At 66.3% G+C, this 23,955-nt stretch carries 22 protein-coding genes; 19 read left to right on the top strand and 3 right to left on the bottom strand.

Annotation, left to right across the window (positions count from 1 at the left end; all coding sequences use genetic code 11):
- Positions 1 to 2 precede the first annotated feature (2 nt).
- The 13 genes from murD to ileS all read left to right on the top strand — a co-directional run bounded on the left by murD (position 3) and on the right by ileS (position 16,145).
- Positions 3 to 1,502: a UDP-N-acetylmuramoyl-L-alanine--D-glutamate ligase gene (gene murD / locus BFL43_RS13355; protein WP_084893031.1), complete on the top strand. Its 1,500-nt coding sequence runs from the start codon at positions 3 to 5 to the stop codon at positions 1,500 to 1,502.
- Positions 1,502 to 3,310 carry a putative lipid II flippase FtsW gene (gene ftsW, locus BFL43_RS13350; RefSeq protein WP_084893030.1) on the top strand — a complete coding sequence of 603 codons (1,809 nt, stop codon included), beginning with the start codon at positions 1,502 to 1,504 and terminating at the stop codon, positions 3,308 to 3,310. The genes murD and ftsW overlap by 1 nt, the downstream gene beginning before the upstream one ends.
- Positions 3,311 to 3,349: 39 nt before the next feature.
- On the top strand, positions 3,350 to 4,480 hold the full coding sequence (gene murG / locus BFL43_RS13345) for an undecaprenyldiphospho-muramoylpentapeptide beta-N-acetylglucosaminyltransferase (RefSeq protein WP_084893029.1): 1,131 nt from the start codon (positions 3,350 to 3,352) through the stop codon (positions 4,478 to 4,480).
- Positions 4,477 to 6,012: a UDP-N-acetylmuramate--L-alanine ligase gene (murC, locus tag BFL43_RS13340; RefSeq protein ID WP_084893028.1), complete on the top strand. Its 1,536-nt coding sequence runs from the start codon at positions 4,477 to 4,479 to the stop codon at positions 6,010 to 6,012. The genes murG and murC overlap by 4 nt, the downstream gene beginning before the upstream one ends.
- Positions 6,009 to 6,962, top strand: coding sequence for an FtsQ-type POTRA domain-containing protein (locus BFL43_RS13335; RefSeq protein ID WP_084893027.1), 954 nt, complete (start codon positions 6,009 to 6,011; stop codon positions 6,960 to 6,962). Before murC ends, BFL43_RS13335 begins: the two co-directional genes overlap by 4 nt.
- Before the next feature lie 206 nt (positions 6,963 to 7,168).
- Positions 7,169 to 8,368, top strand: coding sequence for a cell division protein FtsZ (ftsZ, locus tag BFL43_RS13330; protein WP_084893026.1), 1,200 nt, complete (start codon positions 7,169 to 7,171; stop codon positions 8,366 to 8,368).
- Positions 8,369 to 8,376: 8 nt separating this feature from the next.
- Positions 8,377 to 9,114 carry a peptidoglycan editing factor PgeF gene (gene pgeF, locus BFL43_RS13325; RefSeq protein WP_084893025.1) on the top strand — a complete coding sequence of 246 codons (738 nt, stop codon included), beginning with the start codon at positions 8,377 to 8,379 and terminating at the stop codon, positions 9,112 to 9,114.
- Positions 9,107 to 9,865, top strand: coding sequence for a YggS family pyridoxal phosphate-dependent enzyme (locus BFL43_RS13320; RefSeq protein WP_240498232.1), 759 nt, complete (start codon positions 9,107 to 9,109; stop codon positions 9,863 to 9,865). The genes pgeF and BFL43_RS13320 overlap by 8 nt, the downstream gene beginning before the upstream one ends.
- Positions 9,866 to 9,945: 80 nt before the next feature.
- Positions 9,946 to 10,698, top strand: coding sequence for a cell division protein SepF (sepF, locus tag BFL43_RS13315; RefSeq protein ID WP_084893023.1), 753 nt, complete (start codon positions 9,946 to 9,948; stop codon positions 10,696 to 10,698).
- 66 nt (positions 10,699 to 10,764) lie between these two features.
- Complete coding sequence (locus tag BFL43_RS13310) at positions 10,765 to 11,046, top strand: YggT family protein (RefSeq protein WP_084837059.1); 282 nt, start codon at positions 10,765 to 10,767, stop codon at positions 11,044 to 11,046.
- A gap of 385 nt (positions 11,047 to 11,431) precedes the next feature.
- On the top strand, positions 11,432 to 12,250 hold the full coding sequence (locus BFL43_RS13305) for a DivIVA domain-containing protein (RefSeq protein WP_084893022.1): 819 nt from the start codon (positions 11,432 to 11,434) through the stop codon (positions 12,248 to 12,250).
- Between the two features lie 46 nt (positions 12,251 to 12,296).
- Entirely contained in the window at positions 12,297 to 12,671 is a 375-nt protein-coding gene (locus tag BFL43_RS13300; protein WP_084893021.1) for an O-antigen ligase domain-containing protein, read from the top strand.
- A 237-nt stretch (positions 12,672 to 12,908) separates the two neighbouring features.
- On the top strand, positions 12,909 to 16,145 hold the full coding sequence (gene ileS, locus BFL43_RS13295) for an isoleucine--tRNA ligase (RefSeq protein WP_084893020.1): 3,237 nt from the start codon (positions 12,909 to 12,911) through the stop codon (positions 16,143 to 16,145).
- Positions 16,146 to 16,204: 59 nt separating this feature from the next.
- Here the strand turns inward: ileS and BFL43_RS13290 are convergent, their stop codons facing one another.
- Positions 16,205 to 16,921 (bottom strand): TetR/AcrR family transcriptional regulator, encoded by a 717-nt coding sequence (locus BFL43_RS13290; RefSeq protein WP_084893019.1) that lies wholly within the window; start codon positions 16,919 to 16,921, stop codon positions 16,205 to 16,207.
- 115 nt (positions 16,922 to 17,036) lie between these two features.
- On the opposite strand from BFL43_RS13290, the gene BFL43_RS13285 reads away from it, so the two are divergent.
- Positions 17,037 to 17,498 (top strand): nitroreductase/quinone reductase family protein, encoded by a 462-nt coding sequence (locus BFL43_RS13285; RefSeq protein WP_084893018.1) that lies wholly within the window; start codon positions 17,037 to 17,039, stop codon positions 17,496 to 17,498.
- Positions 17,499 to 17,527: 29 nt separating this feature from the next.
- Positions 17,528 to 18,931: a DNA polymerase IV gene (locus tag BFL43_RS13280; protein WP_276206109.1), complete on the top strand. Its 1,404-nt coding sequence runs from the start codon at positions 17,528 to 17,530 to the stop codon at positions 18,929 to 18,931.
- Positions 18,932 to 18,948: 17 nt separating this feature from the next.
- Here the strand turns inward: BFL43_RS13280 and BFL43_RS13275 are convergent, their stop codons facing one another.
- Complete coding sequence (locus BFL43_RS13275) at positions 18,949 to 19,881, bottom strand: asparaginase (RefSeq protein WP_084893017.1); 933 nt, start codon at positions 19,879 to 19,881, stop codon at positions 18,949 to 18,951.
- A 148-nt stretch (positions 19,882 to 20,029) separates the two neighbouring features.
- On the opposite strand from BFL43_RS13275, the gene BFL43_RS13270 reads away from it, so the two are divergent.
- The gene (locus tag BFL43_RS13270; RefSeq protein WP_168176630.1) at positions 20,030 to 20,554 is read left to right on the top strand and encodes a hypothetical protein; all 525 of its coding nucleotides are present in this window, start codon (positions 20,030 to 20,032) and stop codon (positions 20,552 to 20,554) included.
- Between the two features lie 79 nt (positions 20,555 to 20,633).
- On the opposite strand, the gene BFL43_RS13265 is transcribed toward BFL43_RS13270, so the two are convergent.
- The gene (locus BFL43_RS13265) at positions 20,634 to 21,620 is read right to left on the bottom strand and encodes a hypothetical protein (RefSeq protein WP_240498231.1); all 987 of its coding nucleotides are present in this window, start codon (positions 21,618 to 21,620) and stop codon (positions 20,634 to 20,636) included.
- A 39-nt stretch (positions 21,621 to 21,659) separates the two neighbouring features.
- Here BFL43_RS13265 and lspA point away from each other — a divergent pair, with 39 nt between their 5' ends.
- The 3 genes from lspA to BFL43_RS13250 are packed head-to-tail and all read left to right on the top strand — an operon-like array spanning position 21,660 to position 23,940.
- A complete protein-coding gene (gene lspA / locus BFL43_RS13260; RefSeq protein WP_240498230.1) occupies positions 21,660 to 22,325 on the top strand; it encodes a signal peptidase II in 666 nt (221 codons plus the stop codon).
- Positions 22,325 to 23,251, top strand: coding sequence for an RluA family pseudouridine synthase (locus BFL43_RS13255; protein ID WP_084893014.1), 927 nt, complete (start codon positions 22,325 to 22,327; stop codon positions 23,249 to 23,251). Before lspA ends, BFL43_RS13255 begins: the two co-directional genes overlap by 1 nt.
- 5 nt (positions 23,252 to 23,256) lie before the next feature.
- Entirely contained in the window at positions 23,257 to 23,940 is a 684-nt protein-coding gene (locus BFL43_RS13250) for a hypothetical protein (RefSeq protein ID WP_143695295.1), read from the top strand.
- The last annotated feature ends 15 nt before the right edge of the window (positions 23,941 to 23,955 follow it).

The raw sequence follows: 23,955 nt of genomic DNA, 5'->3' as shown, positions 1-23,955 counted from the left end.
GCATGAGTGCAGAACCCGGGAACTCCGTACCCGGCTCGGTAGCTCCGGAACTGTGGTCGGGTCAAGTTCTGGTCGCCGGGGCCCGGGTCGCGGGTGCGTCGGCAGCGCGATTCCTGCTCGACCTCGGCGCCGTGGTGACCGTCTGCGACAACAACACCGAGATCGCCGCCCCGCTCGTGAGCGCCGGGGCGACCGCGGTCTCGACAGATGAGCTCCTCGAGCGCCCCGACTGGACCGCCGGCTACGACCTGCTGGTCGTTTCACCGGGTTTCCGGCCGGATGGTCCGCTGCCGACGGGCGCGCTCGCTGCCGGACTACCGGTTTGGGGCGAGGTCGAATTGGCCTGGCATATCGACAAGTCCGGAGTACTCGGCCCATCGCGACGGTGGCTGGTGGTCACCGGCACCAACGGTAAGACCACCACGACCGGGATGATCGAGTCGATCGTGACCGCTGCCGGCGTGCCGGTGGCGGCGTGCGGCAACATCGGTCTCCCGGTCCTCGACGTCCTCGTCGCCGAACCCCGGGTCGAGGTGCTCGCAGTCGAATTGTCGTCGTTCCAGCTCTACTGGGCGCCATCGGTCCGCCCGACCGCGGGGGTCGTCCTCAACATCGCCGAAGACCACCTCGATTGGCACGGGTCGATGGCCGCCTACGTCGCGGCGAAAGCGGTTGCGTTGTCCGGGCCGATCGCCGTGGTTGGACTCGACGATCCGGTGGCGGGGGAACTCACGGCCGGCACACCGGGCGCACGCACGATCGGTTTCCGGCTGGGGTCCCCGCACGACGGGGAACTCGGTATCTCGAACGGCCAACTGGTCGACCATGTCGATTGGGATGGCAGTGGTGATCAGTCGGTCGTACCCCTGATCAGGGTCGAGAAGGTTCGTCCCACAGGCCCCTCCGGCCAGCTCGATGCGCTGGGGGCTGCGGCCCTGTGCCGGGCGATCGGGATCTCTCCGCAAGCCGTCGAGCGGGGCCTCGAGACCTTCACGGTCGGCGGTCATCGTAGCCAGCCGGTCGCTGTCATCGGCGCGACCATGTTCATCGACGACTCCAAGGCCACCAACCCCCACGCTGCTCAGGCGTCGATCCTCGGACATCGCCGGGTGGTCTGGGTCGCCGGGGGACAACTCAAGGGTGCGGCGGTCGACGATCTCGTCGTCGCGGTTCGCGATCGGCTCGCCGGGGTGGTGATCATCGGAGTCGATCGTGATGTCATTGCCGACGCATTGGCACGACACGCCCCTTTGGTCCCAACAGTCACAGTAGTAACAGGGGAAGATGACGGGGTGAAGACAGCTGCCCCCACTGCGATCATGGCCGGCGCGGTGCGGGCCGCCTGGGACCTGTGCGCCGCCGATCCCGACACGCCGGACGCGGTTCTTCTCGCGCCTGCGGCCGCCTCGCTGGACATGTTCGCCGGTTACGGCGCTCGCGGCGACAGCTTCGCCGCTGCGGCCCGGGCGCTGCCGGGAGCTTCGACCGCGGGGGTTTCCTGATGCCGAAGGGTCCGGACGTCGGCAACCCGGACGAGCTGGATCTCATCGAGGCACCGGACGAGGACACCGATGCCTCCTCCGAACCGGACGTCGCGTCGGGTCAGGGCACCGTCGAGGAGTCCGAAGAAGCCGAATCATCCACGCGCCGAACATCTCCCACCCGTGACCGTAAGGTCGTCTCGCTGGGCGAGGGAATCGGATCGGTGATCTCGGCGGTCGCCGGAGTGCTCAGTCGTCCGCTGGCCTCGTTCCATCTCATCGTCACACTCACCGTGCTGCTCACCACGTTCGGTCTGGTCATGGTGTTGTCGGCGTCGTCGGTGGAGGGTTATTCGAAGACCGGATCGTCCTACGGACTGTTCACCACCCAGTTGGTGTTCGCCGCCCTCGGGGTGGTGCTGTTCTACTTCGCGGTGAGGATGCCCGTCCGGTTGATGCGCAGACTCGCTGCGCCCGCGATCATCATCACGACGATCATGTTGATCCTGGTGCTGATCCCCGGCATCGGAACCCTCAGCCAGGGCGCGCGCCGCTGGTTTGTCGTCGGCGGTCTCTCGGTCCAGCCGTCGGAGTTGGTCAAGGTCGCGCTCTGCGTCTGGGGTGCGCACCTGCTGGCCTCCCGTCGCCGCGACAACGCCTCGCTCCGCGAGCTGCTGATCCCTCTCATCCCCGTCACCTTCCTGATCTGTGTGCTGATCGTCCTCGAGCCGAACCTGAGCACCACGGTCACGATCGCGATCATCGTCGGGGCACTGCTGTGGTTCGCGGGTCTGCCGATGAAGGTCTTCGGATTCTTCGCCGTGTCCGGCGTGCTGTTGGCGGGCGTGCTCGCGATGACCGCCGGTTACCGGAGCGAGCGGGTGCGGAGCTTCTTCGGGCACATCGACGATCCCCAGGGCGCCGGGTATCAAGCCCGTCAGGCGCGCTACGCGCTGGCGAACGGGGGGCCGTTCGGCGAGGGTCTCGGCCAGAGTCGCGCCAAATGGAATTACCTGCCCAACGCCCACAACGACTTCATCTTCGCGATCATCGGTGAAGAACTGGGTCTCATCGGCGGGCTCATCGTGCTGTTGCTTTTCGGGTTGCTGGCCTTCGTCGGCCTGCGCATCGCGATGCGGTCGGTCGACCCGTTCCTGCGACTGCTGACGGCAACGATCACGGTGTTGGTGACCGCGCAGGCACTGATCAACATCGGCTACGTGGTCGGCCTGCTGCCGGTGACCGGTATTCAGCTCCCGCTGCTGTCGGCCGGCGGTACCTCGACCTTCACGACGCTCGTGATGTTCGGTCTACTGGCCAACGCTGCGCGCCACGAACCGGAAGCGGTCGCAGCGCTCGCCTCGGGTGGAGACGGTAGGTTCGGCCGGATCCTGCGTCTACCGAACCCTGTTCCGTACTCGCAGACCCGCGCCGAGGCGCTTCGTGATCGGCTCGATCGGCGCCGCGGACAGCGTCCCGGCCCGGCTGTGCGCGCCCGCCGCGCAGTGGCCACCGAACCGACCCGTCGCGCCGCGCGCAGCGCACAACCGGCGAGGAGTTACCCGCCCCGAGATCGCGATCAGGGCGGTCGAGTGCGACCGGTGCGGACCAAGGACTGGGGATATGGCGGCCCAGACGCAGCGCAGCGGAGCTCGACGCGGGGTACTGCCAGCCCACCCAGGACGCGGCAGGTGCCGTTGCGCAACAATGACCCCTATGCCCGAGACCGTCAGCCACGTGAGACCCGACGAGGCCATGATCCCTATGCTCGAGGAGTTCAGCGAGAAGAGCCGCGAGGAAGATATCGCGATCCGGACAGGCGCCGGTGACGGATCTGTCCCGTCCGGCCGGAATCGGAGTTCGAGGATATGAGTGAGCCGACCGCACCGCTGTCGATCGTGGTGGCCGGTGGGGGTACGGCGGGCCATATCGAGCCCGCGATGGCGGTGGCCGACGCCCTGATGGACATCGACCCGACGATCCGGGTGACCGCTCTGGGCACCGCTCGCGGACTCGAGACCACCCTGGTGCCGGAGCGTGGGTACCGCCTCGAACTGATTCCGCCGGTTCCGTTGCCCCGCAAGCCCAATGCCGATCTGGCAAAGCTGCCGCTACGCCTTCGTGCATCGGTCGCGGCCACCCGGAGGGTGCTCGCCGAGGTCGATGCCGACGTGGTGATCGGATTCGGTGGCTACGTGGCGCTACCCGCGTACCTGGCCGCCCGTATGCATGTGCGAGCAGGGAACCGGCTGCCGGTGGTGATCCACGAGGCGAACGCACGTGCGGGAATCGCCAACAAGGTGGGCGCCCGACTCGCGCAGCGGATTCTCGTCGCGGTTCCCGGGTCCGGGTTGGAGTCGGCCGATGTGGTGGGCATCCCGGTTCGTGCCGCGATCTCCGATCTTGACCGAGGCGCTCTGCGGGCGGAGGCCCGGGCGTATTTCGGTCTCGATCCGGATGCGCCGACCGTGCTGGTCTTCGGCGGTTCGCAGGGTGCGCGAAGTCTGAACGATGCCGTACGCGGCGCGGCGCAAGTGTTGGCGGACAACAAGATCGGTGTCCTGCACGCATACGGCAAGAAGAACACCATCGAGCACTTCGACGGGTCGCCGCCATATGTGGGGGTGCCTTACGTCTCCAGGATGGATCTTGCGTACGCCGCCGCGGACCTCGCGATCTGCCGCGCGGGCGCCATGACGGTGGCCGAAGTGTCGGCGACCGGGCTACCTGCGGTCTACGTGCCCTTGCCGCACGGAAACGGCGAGCAGCGGCTCAACGCCGCACCACTGGTGGCAGCAGGTGGTGGACTCCTCGTCGACGATGCCGACCTCACGCCCGAGTATGTGGCGCAGACGATCCCGCCACTGCTGACCGACCCCGCCAAGCTGTCGGCGATGTCGCTCGCGGCGGCAGGTGCCGGTGCGCGCGGTGCGGCCCACGCCGTTGCCGCGGCAGGCATCGAGTTGGCACGCTCGCGCCGCAGTAGGGGACAGCGATGAACAACTCGGCAACTCCTCAGGCGGATCAGTCTCTGCCACAAGCTCTTTCCCGTGTGCACATGGTAGGAATCGGCGGCGCCGGGATGTCCGGGCTGGCCAGGATCCTGCTGGCCCGCGGCGGCCAGGTGTCGGGAAGTGACGCCAAGGAATCACGTGGCGTCATCGATCTGCGGACCAGGGGCGCGAAGATCCACATCGGGCACGACCCGGCGGCACTCGAGTTGCTCGACGGCGGCCCGACCGTGGTGGTGACGACACTGGCGGCGATTCCGAAGACGAACCCCGAACTGGTGGCGGCCCGCGAACGCGGCATCCCCGTTCTGCTCCGGCCTGCGGTCCTCGCGACGTTGATGGAGGGGTATACCAACCTCTTGATCGCGGGCACACACGGGAAGACGTCGACGACGTCGATGACGGTGGTCGCACTACAGCATTGCGGCTTCAACCCGTCGTTCGCGGTGGGCGGCGAGCTCAACGAATCCGGCACGAACGCCCATCACGGGTCCGGCGGTGTGTTCGTCGCCGAGGCCGACGAGAGCGACGGTTCGCTGCTGCAGTACTCGCCGACCGTCGCCGTGGTGACCAACGTCGAGTCCGACCATCTTGATTACTTCGGGAGCACCGAAGCCTACGTCCAGGTCTTCGACGACTTCGCCGACTGTATCCGGCCCGGTGGCAGCCTGATCGTGTGTCTCGACGACCCGGGTTCGGCCGCGTTGGCGGCCAGGGTGTCGCCCCGACTGGCCGAACGCGGTGTCGCGGTGCTCGGTTACGGCGAAGGTGTGCACAGCGACCTCGCCGGTGGACTCGAGCCGATCGCGCGATTGCTGAGCTGGCAGAGCAAGGACGGCGGCGGTGTCGCCCGCATCCGGTTCGCCGATCCGGCCGGTGATGGCATCGACGTCACCGAGCACACCATTGCCTTGACGGTGCCCGGAAAACATATGGCGCTCAACGCTGTTGCGGCGTTGGTCGCAGGTGTCTGCGTAGGCGCACCCGTGGCCGAGGTCATCGAAGGCCTCGAAGGTTTCGCCGGCGTGCACCGCAGATTTCAGTTGCGTGGCCGGATCGGCAGGATTCGGGTCTACGACGACTACGCCCATCACCCGACGGAGGTGCGAGCGGTCCTGACGGCCGCGCGCGACATGGTCGACGCCGACGGCGGACGTGTGGTCGCGGTGTTCCAGCCCCACCTCTATTCGCGCACCGGGGCCTTCGCGACCGAGTTCGCCGCTGCGCTGGATCTGGCCGACCAGGTGATCGTCCTCGATGTCTACGGCGCCAGGGAGCAGCCGGTCCCCGGGATCAGCGGGTTCACCATCGCCGAGAAAGTGACACGACCGGTTGCCTTTCAACCGGATGTCTCTGCGCTACCGGATCAGGTCGCGCAGCTCGCGCAACCCGACGACGTCGTGCTGACCATCGGTGCGGGTGATGTCACGATCCAGGCACCCGAGATCGTCGATGCGCTGCGCGCGGCGTCCCGGGCACCTCGGGGTGACACCGATCCGTCCTCCGGGGGACACAGATGAGCGATCGTCGCCGCCCTCGTGGTGGTGACGACGCCCGTCGCGGTGATCGGGCCGGGCGCGACCCTGAGCCCCCAGATCTCGAGCGGGCCGACCTCGAGGATGACGACCTCACAGTGCTGGCGGATCTGACGATCCCCGCCCGCGGTGCCCATCCGTACGTCGAGGGCGCCGAGCCAGACGACCTCGACGACGGCAGCGACGACATCGACGAAGACGAGGACAACGACTCGGGGGCGGGTTCCCGGACGCGTCGCCGGGACCGGACCCGTGGCGTCCGCAGGCCAGCCGTGAGTGGGATGCGCTTGCTGGTGACGACGATCGTCACGATACTGGTGGTGATCGCTGCATTCGTCGTCGCGTACTTCACACCGCTGATGTCGGTCCGGACCATCGACGTGGCGGGCAACTCGGTGGTGCCGGCGGAAGAAATCCTTTCTGCGGCAGCCCTTTCCGAGGGCCAGCCACTCATGCAGGTCGACACCGCCGCAGCTGCTCAGCGGGTGTCGATGATCCCGCGTATCGCCACGGTCAGGGTCAAGCGCGAATACCCCTCGACGATCACGATCTCGGTTGTCGAAAGGGTCGCTGTGGTCTTCACCCAGCGTGACGGTCAGAAGTACCTGATGGACAAATTGGGATTCGAGTTCGCCCAACAGGATCCGCCGCCCGGGCTCGCCGAACTCAGAACCGCGAATCCCGGATCGGGCGATCCGTCCACACGGGCCGCGTTGACGGTGATGGGTGAAGTTCCTCCCTACGTGCGAGATCAGATCGCCGCCATCGAGGTCGATTCCCCGGTCGATATCGTCTTGCGGCTCAAGGACAAACGCACCGTTGTCTGGGGCGACGACGAGCGAAACGCGGAGAAGGCGGAAACCCTGCGGCACGTGCTGACGCAGGAGGGCACCGAGTACAACGTGTCCAGTCCGCAGAATCCGACCTTCAAATAGCCGTTTCGGGCGCAATTCGCAGAGTTTGTGGCGACACGCCGCGGCGCTTGCTGGCTCCACCCACCAAAGATGCTTAGCGTTTCCATCAGCACGCGACTACTTGACATAACTCTAAGCCTGTGGTTTAGGTTGAGGGTTTTGTTCTCCGAAGCCGTGCGCTGCAGAGCCAGCTGGTTCGGAACTAGACCAAAAGGAAGGCGAGCGCTATGACGCCCCCGCACAACTACCTTGCCGTGATCAAGGTCGTCGGTATTGGCGGCGGCGGAGTCAATGCCGTCAACCGCATGATCGAACAAGGACTCAAAGGTGTCGAGTTCATCGCCATCAACACCGATGCACAAGCCCTGCTGATGAGTGATGCCGACGTCAAGCTCGACGTCGGTCGTGACTCCACCCGTGGGCTCGGCGCCGGAGCCGATCCCGAGGTCGGCCGCCGCGCCGCCGAAGACGCGAAAGACGAGATCGAGGAGCTCATCAAGGGCGCCGACATGGTCTTCGTCACCGCAGGCGAGGGCGGCGGGACCGGCACCGGTGGCGCCCCCGTGGTCGCGAGTATCGCCCGCAAACTCGGCGCGCTGACCGTTGGTGTGGTCACCAGGCCGTTCTCTTTCGAGGGCAAACGGCGCGGCGGACAGGCCGAGGTCGGAATCACGTCGCTGCGCGAGTCCTGCGACACATTGATCGTGATCCCCAACGACCGTCTCCTGCAGATGGGGGACGCGGCCGTCAGCCTCATGGATGCCTTCCGCAGTGCGGATGAGGTCCTGCTCAATGGCGTCCAGGGCATCACAGACCTGATCACCACGCCCGGCCTGATCAACGTCGACTTCGCGGACGTCAAGGGCGTGATGAGCAACGCCGGCAGTGCGCTGATGGGTATCGGCTCGTCGCGCGGCGAGAACCGCGCGACCAAGGCTGCGGAATCGGCAATAAACTCACCGCTGCTCGAAGCATCGATGGAAGGCGCCCACGGGGTCCTGATCTCCATCGCCGGTGGCAGCGATCTCGGATTGTTCGAGATCAACGAGGCCGCGACGCTGGTGCAGGAAGCCGCACATGTCGATGCCAACATCATCTTCGGAACGGTCATCGACGACAACCTCGGCGACGAGGTACGGGTGACCGTCATCGCCGCCGGCTTCGACAGTGGTGCCCCGGCCCGCAAACCGGTCGAGTCCGCAGCCACTGCTGCGGCCCGCACCAGTGCCGCCGCCGGCTCGGGACGCGTCGCCAACGGCAGTGCGAACGGCAAGAGCGATGCCGATCGCCGCGATCCGCTGTTCGCCCAGGTTCCTGCCGGCGATCCGTTCGCCGACGACAGGTCGCCGCGAACGTCGTCGCGTCCCGCGCACGGGATGGACGAGGCCGATGACGAGGTGGACGTTCCGCCGTTCATGAAACGCTGAGTGCTTCGGTGGGGTCCAGTGCCTCCGAGGGGTTTCGGGTCAGGCGGGTCGTCACCGCGCGGGCGGGTGGCTTCTCGTCCGGACCGTTCGCATCGTTCAATCTCGGTGACCACGTCGGTGACGACCCGGAGGCGGTGCGCCAGAACCGGGTTCGACTCGCCGAGAAGATAGGTGTCGATCCCGCCCGCGTGGTGTGGATGGAACAGATCCACAGCCGCAACGTCACCACGGTCGACGGTCCCGTGTCCGAACCTGTGCCTGCCACCGACGCACTGGTGACGACGAGAAAGGATCTGGCGCTGGCCGTCTTGAGCGCAGACTGCGTGCCGCTGCTGCTTAGCGACGAGGAGGCGGGCGTGATCGCCGCCGTGCATGCGGGACGTGTCGGAGCCCGTATCGGCATCGTGCCCCGCGTACTCGAGGAGATGGAACGGGCGGGCGCCAAGGTCAGCAGGATCGGCGGTTTCCTGGGTCCTGCCGCGAGCGGAGCCCAGTACGAGGTGCCTGCTGACATGCAGGCGGACGTCGAGCGGCATCTGCCCGGTAGCGCCACCCGCACTGCCAAGGGCACCCCGGGACTCGACCTCCGGGCGGGTATCAGACGTCAACTCCTGGCCGCGGGCGTTTCGGCGGTGGCGCAGGACCCACGGTGCACGATCACCGACGTCGCACTCTTCAGTCACCGACGCGATGCGCCGACCGGCCGCATCGCGTCCGTCATCTGGATGGATACGGGCAGTGCCTGATCTTGGCGGAAGTGATCCTGCCGGTCGCCGCACCGAGCTCGCGTCGAGACTCAGCGCTGTACGCGGCCGGGTCGACGCGGCTTGCGCCGCCGCGGGGCGCGAGCCGTCCGACGTGCAACTGCTCCCGGTCACCAAGTTCTTCCCGGCATCGGATGTGATTGCGCTCGTGGAGTCCGGCGCGGCCGAGTTCGGTGAATCACGTGAACCGGAGGCCGGCCGCAAGGCCGAGGAGGTCCGGGCCACCACCGGCCGCGGCGATCTGCGGTTCCACATGATCGGTCAACTCCAACGGAACAAGGCGAAAACAGTTGCGCGGTGGGCTGATCGCGTGCATTCGGTGGACAGCACGAAACTGGCGACTGCCCTCGATCGTGCCGTCGGGGGCGCCCGTGAGGGTGGGGACCGCGACGGGACGCTGGAGGTGTTGATCCAGATCGGCCTGGACGACGACGAGGCCAAGGGGCGTGGTGGGGTCGTCGAGGGAGAACTGCCCGCATTGGCCGACGACATCGAGCAGAGTGCCAACCTGCGGCTGTGCGGACTGATGGTCATCACCCCGCTACACGGATCGGCCGAGGCCTGGATGGCCAAGGCCGCCGGTATACATCAGCGGTTTGTCGCCGACCACCCCGGTGCCGTCGAATTGTCGGCGGGGATGTCGGGCGACTTGGAAATTGCTGTCGAGTACGGATCGACATGCGTGCGTGTCGGTACCGCGATCATGGGCGAGCGACCAGTAATCTCGCCCTAACGGTTAGTCACATGAGTAACACGAGCACCATGACTAACAGGGATTGTCGAGTACCGGCCGCGGCTGAAAGAGGAAATGCGATGAGCACCATCCACAAGTTCAAGGCGTACTTCGGCATGGTCCCGCCCGGTGACTACGAAGACGACTACCTCGCCGATCCTGCCCCCGCCCGGGCGCGTCGCTACGACCGCGACTACCGCGACGAGGCGGACTACCGGGATCCCGAATACCGGGAGTACGCCGACGAGCCCGCCGCCGCGAGGCCCTTCTACCGCGACGAGGTCGAGGATCGGGACTTCCGGGAGGCCGACTTCCGCGAAGGTGAGTACGAGCGCGTTCCCGAGTACGCCTACGCCGGCGCGCGTCGGCCCCAGTTCGAGGCCATCGACCGCTACGCGGCGGCTCCGGCCCGCGTCTCCGGGCGCCTCGAGCCGCTGTCGTCGGCACGGCCCACCGCTTCCCGGCCGGGCCCGTCCGTCGGAGCGAGTACCCGCGGTGCGCTCGCGCTCGATTCGCGCGCCGAGATCGACCGGGTCTTCGAGGAAGGCAGCCCGCTGGGCAAGATCACCACCCTGCGACCCAGCAGCTACGCCGAGGCACGCACGATCGGGGAGCGGTTCCGTGACGGCAGTCCGGTGATCATGGATCTCGTGGAAATGACGAATGCGGACGCCAAGCGACTCGTCGATTTCGCTGCCGGCCTGGCGTTCGCGCTGCACGGCTCGTTCGACAAGGTCGCCACCAAGGTGTTCCTGCTCGCTCCGTCCGACATCGACGTCTCGCCCGAGGATCGCCGCAAGATCGCTGAAACCGGTTTCTACAACCATCAGTAGGTCGCTCGGGGGTCGGCGCGTCCTGCCGTTTTCCCATTTGCGTCCGATTTCAGGCAGAGTTGTGTCGTGACGATCGCCCGCGAAATTCTTTACTACATCCTCTTCATCTATTGGCTGCTGCTCCTGGGGCGCCTGGTGATCGAGTTGGTCCGAACCTTTGCCAGGGAATGGCGACCCACCGGAGCCTCGGTGGTGGTGATCGAGAGCGTGTTCACGACGACTGATCCGCCCATCAAGGCCCTGCGGAAGATTTTGCCGCCGATCCCTCTCGGCCCGGTCCGGCTCGACCTGTCTCTGATGATCACCATGATCGTGGTCCTGATCGCGATGTCGCTGGTCGCGCCCTGACGCGCTGAGGCATCGGCCACCCCGTCGTCGCCGATGGACGGATGCGACTCGCCGAGACGCCGTCCCAGTCGCCGGCTCCGAGATCGGCGCACTAGTATCGAGTAGGTTGATAACAAACGGGTCACAGATGTCCGGCGCGCCGCAGTAAATGGTTCGTTTTGGAGACCGTTTGATTTCGACATAGCAACCACAGGGTGCGACGAACGGTTCTAGTGTGACAGGATGGACGCCAGTTACAGCCTGGATGTTGATCGTGAATAATATGGCTGACCGACCCACATTCCGGGTCGATCGGAACAGTGATTCATGGATCGGCGCGCAGCTGAGCCAGCACCTACACAAGTAGAAGACCAATGCTCGACACAAGGTATAAGGGGACCGACCAATGCGGCTGACACCAGCTGATGTGCACAACGTCGCGTTCAGCAAACCGCCGATCGGCAAACGCGGCTACAACGAGGACGAGGTAGACCAGTTCCTCGACTTTGTCGAGGCCGAGCTGGCGCGTTTGATCGAAGAGAACTCCGACCTGAAACAGCGGGTCGAAGAGCTCGAGGGTGAGGTCGATCAGGCCAAGAAATCACCCGCACCGGCGGCAGAGCCTGCAACGCAGACATTCGCGCAACCCGCAGCACCGGCTCCGGAACCCGTTGCGCAGGCCGCGCCCCAGGGTGAGGACCACAGCGTTCGGGCTGCCCGCGTGCTCGGCCTGGCTCAGGAGACCGCCGATCGCCTCACGAACAACGCTCGTAGCGAGTCCGAGGCAATGGTCACCGATGCCCGCGCTCGCGCTGATGCGCTTGTGGGCGATGCCCGCTCCAAGTCGGAGGCGATGCTGAGCGATGCCCGGCAGCGTTCCGAGGCGATCTTGGCCGACTCGCAGACCCGCGCCGAGACGCAGACGCGACAGGCTCAGGAAAAGGCCGATGCCCTGCAGGCCGACGCCGAGCGCAAGCACACCGAGATCATGGGCACCATCAACCAGCAGCGGTCGGTGCTCGAAGGTCGAATCGAACAGCTCAAGACCTTCGAACGCGAGTACCGGACCCGCCTCAAGACGTACCTGGAGTCGCAGCTCGAGGAGTTGCAGCAACGGGGCAGCGCGGCACCGGTCGACAACGCGCGTGGCGGCGACGCCTTCTCTTCCGATCCGGGTAATGGTGGATTCACCAACTCGGGCGGGTTCAGCAAGCCTGGCAACTGACCGCCGGCTGAACTTCGCCGACGTTTTCGACTACTAGGACACTGCTGTGCTGGTGCTGGCGCTGGGGGCCACCCTGGTGGGATTCGTCCTGCTGGTGGGGGCCCTCTTCAGCGGTCTGTTGTGGCTTGCGATCGCCTGCATCGTCGTCTGCGTGATCGGCGTGGGGTTCTTGATCGCCGACCTGCTCGGGATCGGCCGCCCTGACAGTGAGCCGGCGCGCGAGGACACGAGTGATGACGGTCGCGCTGACGAAGACGCTGACGAGGTTCGGGATCGGTCCACAGAATCGGACCTTGAGGAAGGTCCCGAATCGCGGCAGCCCGAATCCGACAATGAGGTGACCGGACGGATGCCTCGGATCTCGCGCCACGGCAACGACGATCCGCCGACCGAAGAAATACGGTTCGACAGGCCGAGTTAGACTTGTATTCGCGTTGATCCGGCCATCACCGGGGAGCACCTGGAAGAACGGGGCTGTAAGGCCCTCAGTAGAACCAGGCGGGTGAGGCCCGTCAACGCCTCGGACGATTTTGCCGGTCCGCCGGTTGATCGAGTGAGTGGCGCCTTTTCCGGCGCAAGCGGGGTGGTACCGCGGCCGACGTAGCAGTCGGTTCGTCCCCGTGCCCAGGCAGCAACGCCAGCGCACGAGGAGACGGCAATGAATCCACAGAACCCGACGGCTACGTCCGACAACGGACCGAAGCCGGACACCGCATCGCAGACCGGCCGGGTCTACCCGGTCGTCGATCTGACCGACGGATCGAAGTCGGGCGCGCCATCGTTCCCCGAGGTGGAGGAACGGGTCCTCGCCTACTGGCAGTCCGACGACACCTTCCGCGCGTCCATCGACAATCGCAGCGATGCCCCCGAGTTCGTCTTCTACGACGGCCCGCCGTTCGCCAACGGTCTGCCGCACTACGGTCATCTACTGACCGGGTACGTCAAAGACCTGGTGCCCCGCTTCCAGACCATGCGCGGCAAGAAAGTGGACCGACGTTTCGGGTGGGACACCCACGGTCTGCCCGCCGAGCTCGAGGCCGAGCGGCAGCTGGGTATCACCGACAAGTCGCAGATCGAGACGATGGGTGTGGCCAAGTTCAACGACTACTGCCGCGCGTCGGTGATGCGGTACGCCGACGAGTGGCGCGAGTACGTCACCCGTCAGGCCCGCTGGGTGGACTTCGACAACGACTACAAGACCCTCGACATCGATTTCATGGAATCGGTGATGTGGGCTTTCAAGGCCCTCCATGACAAGGGGCTGGTCTATCAGGGCTACCGGGTCCTGCCGTACTCCTGGTACGAGCAGACACCCCTGTCGAACCAGGAGAGCAAGCTCGACGACGCGTACAAGATGCGGCAGGATCCGGCTCTCACGGTGCGGATGACGTTGGACACGGGTGACTCCGGTCCCGCCGAACTGAACGGTGTCGACGCACTGATCTGGACGACCACGCCGTGGACGCTTCCATCGAACCTCGCAATCGCCGTCAATCCCGCCACCGAGTACAGCCATGTACGCGCCGAGGACGGGAAGCAGTATCTACTCGCGGCTGCTCTGCTCGGCTCCTACGCACGCGAACTGGGTGACGCCCCCGAGGTTCTCGGAACCTACACCGGTGCGCAGCTCGAAAACCTGAAGTACCGGCCCCCGTTCGATTTCTTCCTCGGCCACGAGGGTGCTCATCGAGTACTGCTCGGCGACTACGTCACCACCGAGAGCGGTACCGGAATAGTGCACCTGGCGCCGGCCTTCGGTGAAGAGGACATGGAGCTCGCGACGGCCTACGGCATCGAGGTGGTCCAACCACTCGATCCCGGCGGCAAGTTCACCGCGCTCGTGCCGCCGTATGAGGGCCTGATGGTCTTCGACGCCAACCCGGTGATCATCAAAGACCTCAAGGCGGCCGCAAAGGTCCTGCGCCACGAGACGATCGAGCACTCCTACCCGCACTCGTGGCGGTCCGGAAAACCGTTGATATACATGGCTGTTCCGTCGTGGTTCGTTGCCGTCACGACGTTCCGTGATCGCATGGTGGAGCTGAACAAGCAGATCGAATGGTCACCGGAACACATCCGTGACGGCCAATTCGGCAAATGGCTCGAAGGTGCTCGCGACTGGAACATCAGCCGCAACCGTTACTGGGGTGCACCCATCCCGGTGTGGGTGTCCGACGATCCCGAGTACCCGCGCGTGGACGTGTACGGCAGCCTCGATGAACTCGAGCGCGACTTCGGGGTGCGCCCGGACAACCTGCACCGGCCACACATCGACGAGCTGACGCGCGCCAATCCCGATGATCTCAGCGGCAAGTCGGCCATGCGCCGGGTACCCGAGGTCCTCGACTGCTGGTTCGAATCGGGATCGATGCCGTTTGCCCAGGTGCACTATCCGTTCGAGAACACTGATTGGTTCGAGGGCACCGATACCGAACCCGGACACAGTCCCGGTGATTTCATCGTCGAGTACAACGGGCAGACGCGCGGATGGTTCTACAACCTGCACGTGCTGTCCACGGCGCTGTTCGACAAGCCGGCGTTCCGAACGGTCGCCGCCCACGGCATCGTCCTGGGCGATGACGGACAGAAGATGTCGAAGTCGAAGCGGAACTACCCCGACGTGAACGAGGTGTTCGACCGCGACGGCAGCGACGCCATGCGGTGGTTCTTGATGGCGTCGCCGATCCTGCGGGGCGGCAATCTCGTTGTCACAGAGCGCGGTATCCGTGAGGGTGTCCGGCAGGCGCTGCTGCCGCTGTGGAACGCCTACAGCTTCTTGCAGTTGTATGCCGAGCGGCCCGCACAGTGGAGCACCGCGTCGACCAACGTCCTGGACCGGTACATCCTCGCCAAGGCCGCCGCGACCCGCGACGCGATGACCGGGCAGCTGGAGACCTACGACGTCGCCGGTGCATGCGAGGAGTTCCGGCACTTCTGCGACGCACTCACCAATTGGTATGTGCGGCGCTCACGTTCGCGGTTCTGGGCGGGCCAGGACGAGGCCCCGGAAGCATTCGACACGCTCTACACCGTGCTCGAGGTGGCGTGCCGCCTTGCGGCTCCGCTGCTGCCGCTGGCCACCGAGGCGATCTGGCGTGGGCTGACGGGGGAGCGGTCGGTACATCTGACCGACTGGCCGACCGACGATGAACTCCCCGCGGACACAGAGCTGGTCGCGGCGATGGACGACGTACAGGCGGTGTGCTCGGTCGCGTCCAGTCTGCGCAAGGCGAACAAGCTGCGTGTGCGACTTCCGTTGCCGTCGTTGACAATCGCATCGGCCGACGCCGCGCGGCTGGCGCCGTACACCGACCTCATCGCCGACGAGATGAACGTGAAGTCGGTGCAACTGACCGAGGACGCCGATCAGTACGGGCGAGTGGAGCTGGCGGTGAACGCGAGAGTCGCCGGACCACGGCTGGGTAAGGACGTGCAGCGAGTCATCAAGGCGGTCAAGTCGGGGAACGTCAGCATCACCGAGCGTGACGGTGTCGAGGTGGTGAGCGCCGACGGCATCGAACTGTTGGACGGCGAGTTCACCCGCAAACTCGTTGCGGTGAAGCCGGAGTCGACGGCCGAGCTCCCGGCCGCCGCCGGCCTGGTCGTGCTCGACACCGCGGTCACCGAGGAACTCGAGGCCGAGGGCTGGGCGAAGGACCGGGTCCGCGAACTGCAGGAGGCGCGGCGGTCGGCCGGTCTCGACGTGTCCGACCGCATCAGGGTGGTCCTGGCCGTCCCGGCCGATCACCTGGAATGGGCGCAGCGCCATCGCGACCTGATCGCCGGGGAGATCCTCGCGGTCGATCTGGAGCTTGTCGACGGTCGTTCCGAGGATCCCACGGGTCCCTGGATCGCCCTCGGCGACGGAGTTCAGGCCACCATCTCCAAGGCCTGACCCGATAGTGTGCCCTTTTGGCGGACCCTACCTGGTCTTTTGTTCGCCACAAGGCCCCATTATCGGGAGGCGGGGAGGCCGACCCGGTCGAGCAGCCCGTCGATCTGCACGGTGAACAGTACCGACAGATCGATGGGAGGCTCGGCGCCGAACTGGCCGAACACCTCGAGACTGGTGAGCCCGACGGTGATGGCCCACAGCGCGAGTGCGGCGTGCATGGCGTCGTCGCTCATCTGCACATCGAACTCGCTGGTGACCGAGTCGAAGTCCAGCGTCGGCAGGGCGGCGGCCTCCGGCGAGGCGAACACGATGTGCTCGTCGGCCGCGGCGAACGTCCGCACGAGGAGTCCGACCACGCGGGTGCCGGGTTCGGTCGTCTGTTCTGCAGGCGCTTGATATCCGGGAACCGGGCTGCCGTACAGCAGCGCGTAACGGGCCGGTTCGGCCACCGCCCAGTCCCGGAAGGCACGGCAGCTCAGTTTCAACTGCTCGCGGGCATCGTCGGCGGGCGCGGCGGCGTGCGCCTCGAGGACCCGATCGGCGAGTTCTGTGTAGGCGTCGACGACCAGCAGGGTCAGTAGGTCGTCCCGCGAGGCCACGTACCGGTACACCGCTGACGACACCAGGTCGAGGTCACGGGCGATGGCGCGCAAGGACAGCGCGGCCGCGCCGTAGGTGGCGAGGTGTTCGCGACCGAGTTCGAGGATCCGTTCCTGCGTGCGTGCCCTGGCCTGTGCTCGTGGCGTCAGTTGATCGGGGATCGGGGAGTCGGTCATCTATCGATCGTGCCATAACGGAGAGCGGTGCTCTTGCTTTTCGGGGGCGGGGGGTGCACACTCGAAGAACAGAGAGCAGTGCTCTCTGATCCGATTTCCGATCAAGGAGCCCACCATGACCGCAACGACCCACTACAACCGCCCCGGCAAGAGCGTCCACTTCTTCAACGGCATGGTCGCCTGGTTGGCCAATCGCGGCATCAGGTTCGCCGGCGCCAGGACGCTCGAGGTCCGGGGACGCAAGTCCGGTAATCTGCAACGTATTCCGGTCAATCCGCTCCGGCTCGGTGGTCGTACCTACCTGATCGGCGCACGCGGCGACACCCAGTGGTCGCGCAACGTCCGTGCGGCGGGAAGCTGCGCCTTGCGTGGTGGCAGGAACGCAGTCACCTACCGTGCGCTCGAGGTCGCCCTCGAGGACAAGCCGGTTGTACTGCGGCCCTACCTCAAGCGGTGGGGCTGGGAGGTCGGGGCGTTGATGCCGGTCAAGATCACGGCCAAGTCAACCGACGCTGAGTTGCTGTCCGCAGCTGGATCGATACCGGTCTTCGAACTGATCGCGCAGCCGCGCACCTGAGAGAGCCGAGGAGGCTTACCATCGATCTTGTGCGGCAGGAAGACGGGAACAGTAGTTCCCGATGGGTGATGCACATCGACATGGATGCGTTCTTCGCGTCCGTCGAGCAGCTCACGCGGCCGACACTGCGCGGCCGCCCAGTGCTGGTCGGGGGACTGGGCGGCCGGGGGGTCGTGGCCGGCTGCAGCTACGAGGCACGCGTCTTCGGAGCCCATTCTGCGATGCCGATGCACCAGGCGCGACGACTCGTCGGGTCCGGCGCCGTGGTGCTGCCACCGCGCGGATCGGTCTACCGGGCGGTGAGTGTCCGCGTGTTCGGCCTCATCCGTGAATTGGTGCCCGTGATCGAGATGCTCTCGTTCGACGAGGCGTTCGGTGAACCCGCGGAGTTGGCCGGTGCGGACGCCGACGATGCCCGGGCGTTCGCGGAGCGGGTGCGTAAACAGATCAGCGACGAAGTAGGTCTGGCCGCGTCGGTGGGCTTCGGGAGCGGCAAGCAGATTGCCAAGATCGCCTCCGGGATGGCCAAGCCGGATGGGGTTGTCGTCGTCACTCCCGCCGAGCAGCGGGAGTTCCTCGCGCGCTTGCCGGTGCGCAAGCTGTGGGGCATCGGCCCGGTTGCGGGAGAGCGGCTGCAGCGGTTGGGGATCGACACCATCGGTGATCTCGCCCGGATGTCGCCGGTGGAAGTGTCGTCGGTCTTGGGTGCCACGGTGGGCCCGGGGTTGCACCTGCTTGCGCAAGGCGTGGATGACCGGCCTGTCGCCGAACGGGCGTCGGCCAAACAGATCAGCGCGGAATCGACCTTCGCCGAGGACATCACCGATCTGGTCCGGCTGCGCGCAGCCGTCGAGCGCGCCGCGGCCTCGGCTCACCGGCGGTTGCTGAGCGACGGGCGGGGGTCGCGGACGGTGGTCGTCAAGCTGAAGAAGTCGGACATGTCGGTACTGACCCGATCGAGCACGTTGCCGGCGGCGACGACCGAATTGCCGGTCCTCGCCGCCGCGGCGCAGCGCCTGGCGATCGATCCACAACAGATCGGACCCATCAGGCTCGTCGGGGTAGGGTACTCGGGTTTGACTGCGGTGCAACAGTTCTCGATGTTCCCGGAGTTGGACGAGTTCGAGGGGGCGCAATGCAGCGCCGACGAGTCGTCGACCGAAGAGGCGTTCCATCCCGGTGGCCGCAACCCGGAGGCAGACCGACTGCGGTGGTCAACCGGTAACGATGTGCGACATCCCGAACACGGACTCGGCTGGGTGCAGGGCAGCGGCCATGGCCGGGTAACCGTCCGTTTCGAGACCCGCAGCAGTGGACCCGGATTCGCGAAGACCTTCGCTCTCGACGACCCGGCGCTGGAAGAAGCGGACTCGCTGCACACCCTGGATTGGCCGGATGAGTTCCTGAAAGCGGCGGCGGCGGAAGAGGAGTGATGCGGGACGCGCTCGCGTCATGCGGTGGCGAAGAACTCGGCGACCTCGGAGCGTCCACCGCCGCCGGCGAGTATGGCCTGCAACGCTATTCGAGACTGGGAGGCGCGGAGCCACGGAGAGATGACGGCGCCGCGGTTGGTCAGGTCGACGGCCCCGCCGCCACCTCCGTAGTGCGCGATCACGTGGCCCTTCGGGACCCGCGAGCACACCACCACGACCACTCCACGGTCGATGACCCGCGCCACCGCGTCGACAACGTCGGCGTGGGTGTTGCCGGAACCCGTTGCTGCCAAAACGATCCCGGCTGCCCCGCGGTCTGCGCTCCAGTCGAGCAGGGCCGGGTCGACGCCGGGGTGCAGGGCGAGCAGATCCACCCTCGTTCCGGCGATGGAAGTCGGCGGGAGTACCGGTCGGGGCAGATCGGGGCGGACAGCGGCGAACGGAGCGGGAGCCCCGCTGTCGAGTTTGGTCGCACCGCGAGCGGGCGTCAGCGTGTCACCCATCGCGATCAGCACGCCCCGGTCCCGAAGGTGCTCGTCAGCGGCCGCTGTGATGGCCGCCGACAGATTCGCGGGGCCATCGGCATCGGGGGAGTCGGCCGGACGCTGCGCCCCGGTCATGATGACCGGCCGGGGATCGGAATGCATGAGGTCGAGCAACATCGCCGTTTCTTCCATGGTGTCGGTGCCATGGGTCACGACGACACCGCGGACGGCGGGATCGGCTAGCTCCGCCTCGACTGCGATTCGGATGGCGTCCTGATCCGCCGGGAGGATGGCCGACGAGTCGACGTGCAAGATCTCGCGGACGTGGAGCGCGATGTCAGTTGGCGCGATGCCTAGGACGAGATCGCCGCCACTGACGTCGGGCCGGGCGCCATCGGCGAATCCACGGCTGGCAATCGTTCCGCCGGTGGTGAGAACCGACACCACCGCACCCGTCTTGACCATGCTCGATAGCTTCTGCCGACGGTGGGCACGCGTCAAATCCATATGTTTTTGGCATAGTGGTGCAGGACCAATGGCCCCAGCGGCCTGACGACCAGATCTCACCTGCACACTTTTCGAGGTGTTGAGGTGTCAATGAGAAGGACGGATTTTGAAGTTTCGCAAGTTCGTGACCGCCGGCGTTGCCGTGTGCGCCTTTCTGTCCATCGCTGCCTGTTCCGACGACGGCGGTAGCGACGACCCGACCACAACGACCAGCACGACCGCGTCCTCGGAGACGAGCACCGGCGGTGGTGGCCTGACCGACGCCAAGAAGCCGCCGACGGCTGCTGCTCTCAACCAGATGCTGGAGAAGGCTCTCGATCCGAACGTCCCGGCGACGGAGAAGACCGAACTCGTCGAGGGTTCGGAGAAGGACCCGGCGCTCTTCGACAAGCTCGTCGCAGGTCGCGAAGCGAACCCTGACCTGACCTACGAGATCGTCGCACCGGTGCGTCCGGCCGGGACGAACCAGGCCAAGGCCAACGTCAAGGTCCAGTTGCCGGACGCTCCGCAGCAGCAGGTAGAAGCCCTCATCGTCTTCGACAACGGCACGTGGAAGCTCTCGTCGACAACCGTGTGCCTGCTCCTGAGCGGTGCCAACGTCAAGAGCCCGATGTGCCCGGCGAGTAGCTAGGTTCTCGCCCGAGCAGTATCAACGGCGGCCCCGCGATCTGATCGCGGGGCCGCCGCTTGTCTGTGTCCCGGGCGACCCGTCACTGTCCTGGCGACCAGGTCGACTCGAACCCGAGGAGCTGACTGAACGGCTGGCTCGCGTCCGCGCCGATCAGCGTGCGCCCGCCCGATATCTTCGACTGCCCGGACACCGGGACGCCGCGGGCCAGGTCGACGACCACGGTTCCCGTGCCGGTCATCGAGTAGCTCTCGATGGTGAGCACACCCCCGTCGGGCAGACGGAACGTGGAACCGACGGGCGATTCATCCACGCTGTAATCGACGGTCAGCACGTCACCCTCCCGTTTGGTGAGGGTTGCGGTGATCGTCTGACGGACGGTGGCGCCGGCGTTGACCGTGCGGACCGCCTCCCAGCGCGCGCCCACACCCACGGGTTCTGTGGGAAGTGTCACCGACCGCTGGAACGTGGCGAACAGGGATTCCTCGACCGCCTGCCGCGCGGTGTCGTCGGCGCCTTCACCCGGGAGGATCCGCAAGGAGATCGGGACGACGCCGGGGCCGATGCTCATGCCGGCCCGCGACCCGTCCTGGGCCTTGAGCGCTTGGTTGAGGGCGGTGTCGGGTGACCCCGCAGCCCCGATCCGCAGATCTATGTCGGTGGCATCAGAGCAGTTCACCCGCGCGGTCAAGGGCAGATCCACTGTGGTCGCCGTCGTCGCCGGACCTTGGTCGGTGGGGGGTGACGATGACGTGGATGTGGTGACCAGCTGCGCGGACTGCGCGTTTGCGCGGTCGAATCCGCTCAACGGGACAGACCGCGGCTCGACGCCAGGATCGAGGATGGTGACCTTCGCCGGAGGGACCGGTAGCAGCGCCGCTGCGCTCTGCCCGGCTGTGGAGTCCGTGGCGCAACCGGTCGGTGCCGGTGGCGGCGGTTGATCGTCGTCCGAGCCGCAACCCGCCAGTCCGAGGGTCAGCAGGGTCACCGCGGCGACCACCACGGGTGGGGTGAGCAGGCGGGAGATCTGGAGTCGATGGGGAATGCGCGCAGGAGCTGGAGAGGACACGGCAGCCAGCGTATCGAGCCGATCGTGGATGATGGTCAGGTGACGACCGACCCCACCCCACCCGCCGCGGACGATTCCGTCGACCCGACCGGTGTCCGACCCCGGCCAAGAATGTGGCTGGTATTGCTCATCGTCGCCGCGGTCGTGTTGACCGCCGACCTGATCACCAAGATCCTCGCCGTCGCCCTCATCGAACCCGGCGACCCCGTCGAGATCATCGGCGACACCGTCACCTTCAAACTCGTCCGCAACAGTGGCGCTGCCTTCTCGATGGCCACCGGCTATACCTGGATCCTGACGATCGTCGCCCTCGCGGTGGTCGCGGGCATCATCCGGTACAGCAAGCGACTCGGGTCGATCTGGTGGGCGCTGGGCCTCGGACTGGTGCTCGGCGGTGCGCTGGGCAACCTGATCGACCGAATCTTTCGCGCGCCCGGTCCGCTGCGCGGACACGTGGTGGACTTCATGTCCGTCGGCTGGTGGCCGGTGTTCAACATCGCCGACTCGGCGGTCGTGTGCGGTGCGGTCCTGCTGGTCGGTCTGACGTTGTTCGGGTTCGAGTTCGACGGCACCCGCACCGGAAAGAATGCACCACCGGAGTCGGAGACCGATGTGCCCGCAGTGCGGGAGTCGAAGACTTCGTCGACTCCATCGGCGAACGAGCGGTCCGAGGCCTCGGACAATGGCAAGCGACAGGAACACTGATGCGCGAAGCACGATCCATGCCGATCCCCGAAGGGCTCGAGGGCATGCGGCTCGACGCCGGGGTGGCACGCCTGCTCGGTCTCTCCCGCACGGTGGCGGCCACGCTGGCCGATGACGGGGACATCAGTGTCGACGGTGTCGCGGTGGGCAAGTCGCACAAGCTGGTCGGCGGTCAATGGCTCGATGTCCTGTTGCCCGCACCCGCCCGGGTTCTGACCATCGAGGCCCAGCCGGTTGAGGGCATGGAGATCATCTACTCCGATGACGACATCGTAGTCGTGGACAAGCCGGTCGGGGTGGCCGCCCACGCATCGGTCGGCTGGACCGGACCGACCGTGATCGGTGGCCTCGCGGCCGCAGGTTTCCGGATCTCCACGTCGGGTTCGCATGAGCGACAGGGCATTGTGCATCGCCTCGACGTGGGGACTTCCGGGGTCATGGTCGTGGCGGTCTCCGAGCGGGCCTACACGTTGCTCAAGCGGGCCTTCAAGCAGCGGACCGTCGACAAGCGGTACCACGCCATCGTGCAGGGACATCCCGACCCTCCGAGTGGCACCATCGACGCACCCATCGGCCGCAGCCGCGGCAACGACTGGAAGTTCACCGTCTCCGCCACGGGAAAACCGAGCATCACCCATTACGACACGGTCGAGATGTTCCGTTCTGCGAGCCTGCTCGACGTCCATCTCGAGACCGGCCGGACCCATCAGATCCGGGTGCACTTCTCCGCCCTGCACCACCCGTGCTGCGGCGACCTGACCTACGGCGCCGACCCGGTGCTCTCCAAGCGGTTGGGGCTCGAGCGGCAATGGCTGCACGCCCGAGCACTGTCGTTCGCTCATCCGTCCGACGGTCGACTGGTGGAGTTCACCAGTCCATACCCCGCCGATCTCCAGCATGCGCTGGACGAATTGCGGGCCGGTTAGCTTCGGTGAACTCAGCCGCCCGTACCGCATGTACCGTGGTACTCGTCGTGGGTGTGCTCGTGGCAGGGCTCTACGTTGTCGGCCGGCTCAATCCGGTACCCGCTCCGGTGATCACGGGCGATGTGCTCGGCCCGGACAACGGCGAGGAGGTATCGGCGTATCTCGTCCGTGCCGAGGCCTCGCTGAGCGGGGCCGATGACGAGCGGTGGGCGCTGATCTCGCTGGTGGACCCCATGGAGACCGTGGACGTCTGGTCGTTGACCCAGAACACCTCGATGCCCCGGAACGCCTCGACGTCGTTGTCGCAGAGCATCTTCAACGTGCCGATCGATCGCGTGCAGACGCCGACCGTGGCGGTACCCAGCGGCAACACCGAATCGTCCTTCATCGCCTCGTCTCAGGTCGCTGCGGTATCTGTGCTCCAGCGGTCCACCGGTACCGAACGCGCCCGCGCCGTCGGCGACGTCGCAGCCGCGCGCCTGCGCGCGGGCTGTGTGTGCGTGATCGGCGTCGTGGTGCGGGCGTCGCTCGATCGGCTGCGGACGTTGGCCGAGATGTCGCAGGTGCGGGCAGTGCAGGCGTTGCCTGCAGACGCCTCTTCCGGGCTCTTTTCTGTGGTCCCGTTGTTGCCGACGATGACGACCGTTGTCGCACCGACCCCTGACGATGGAGCGATTCCCGCAGCGTAGGTCGTTATAGGGTGT

It is taken from the genome of Williamsia sp. 1135, assembly GCF_002095395.1.
In the GTDB taxonomy this organism is placed as follows: Bacteria; Actinomycetota; Actinomycetes; order Mycobacteriales; family Mycobacteriaceae; genus Williamsia.
Note: the sequence above shows the minus strand (reverse complement) of the source record. Positions and strands in the feature narration are given on the sequence as shown.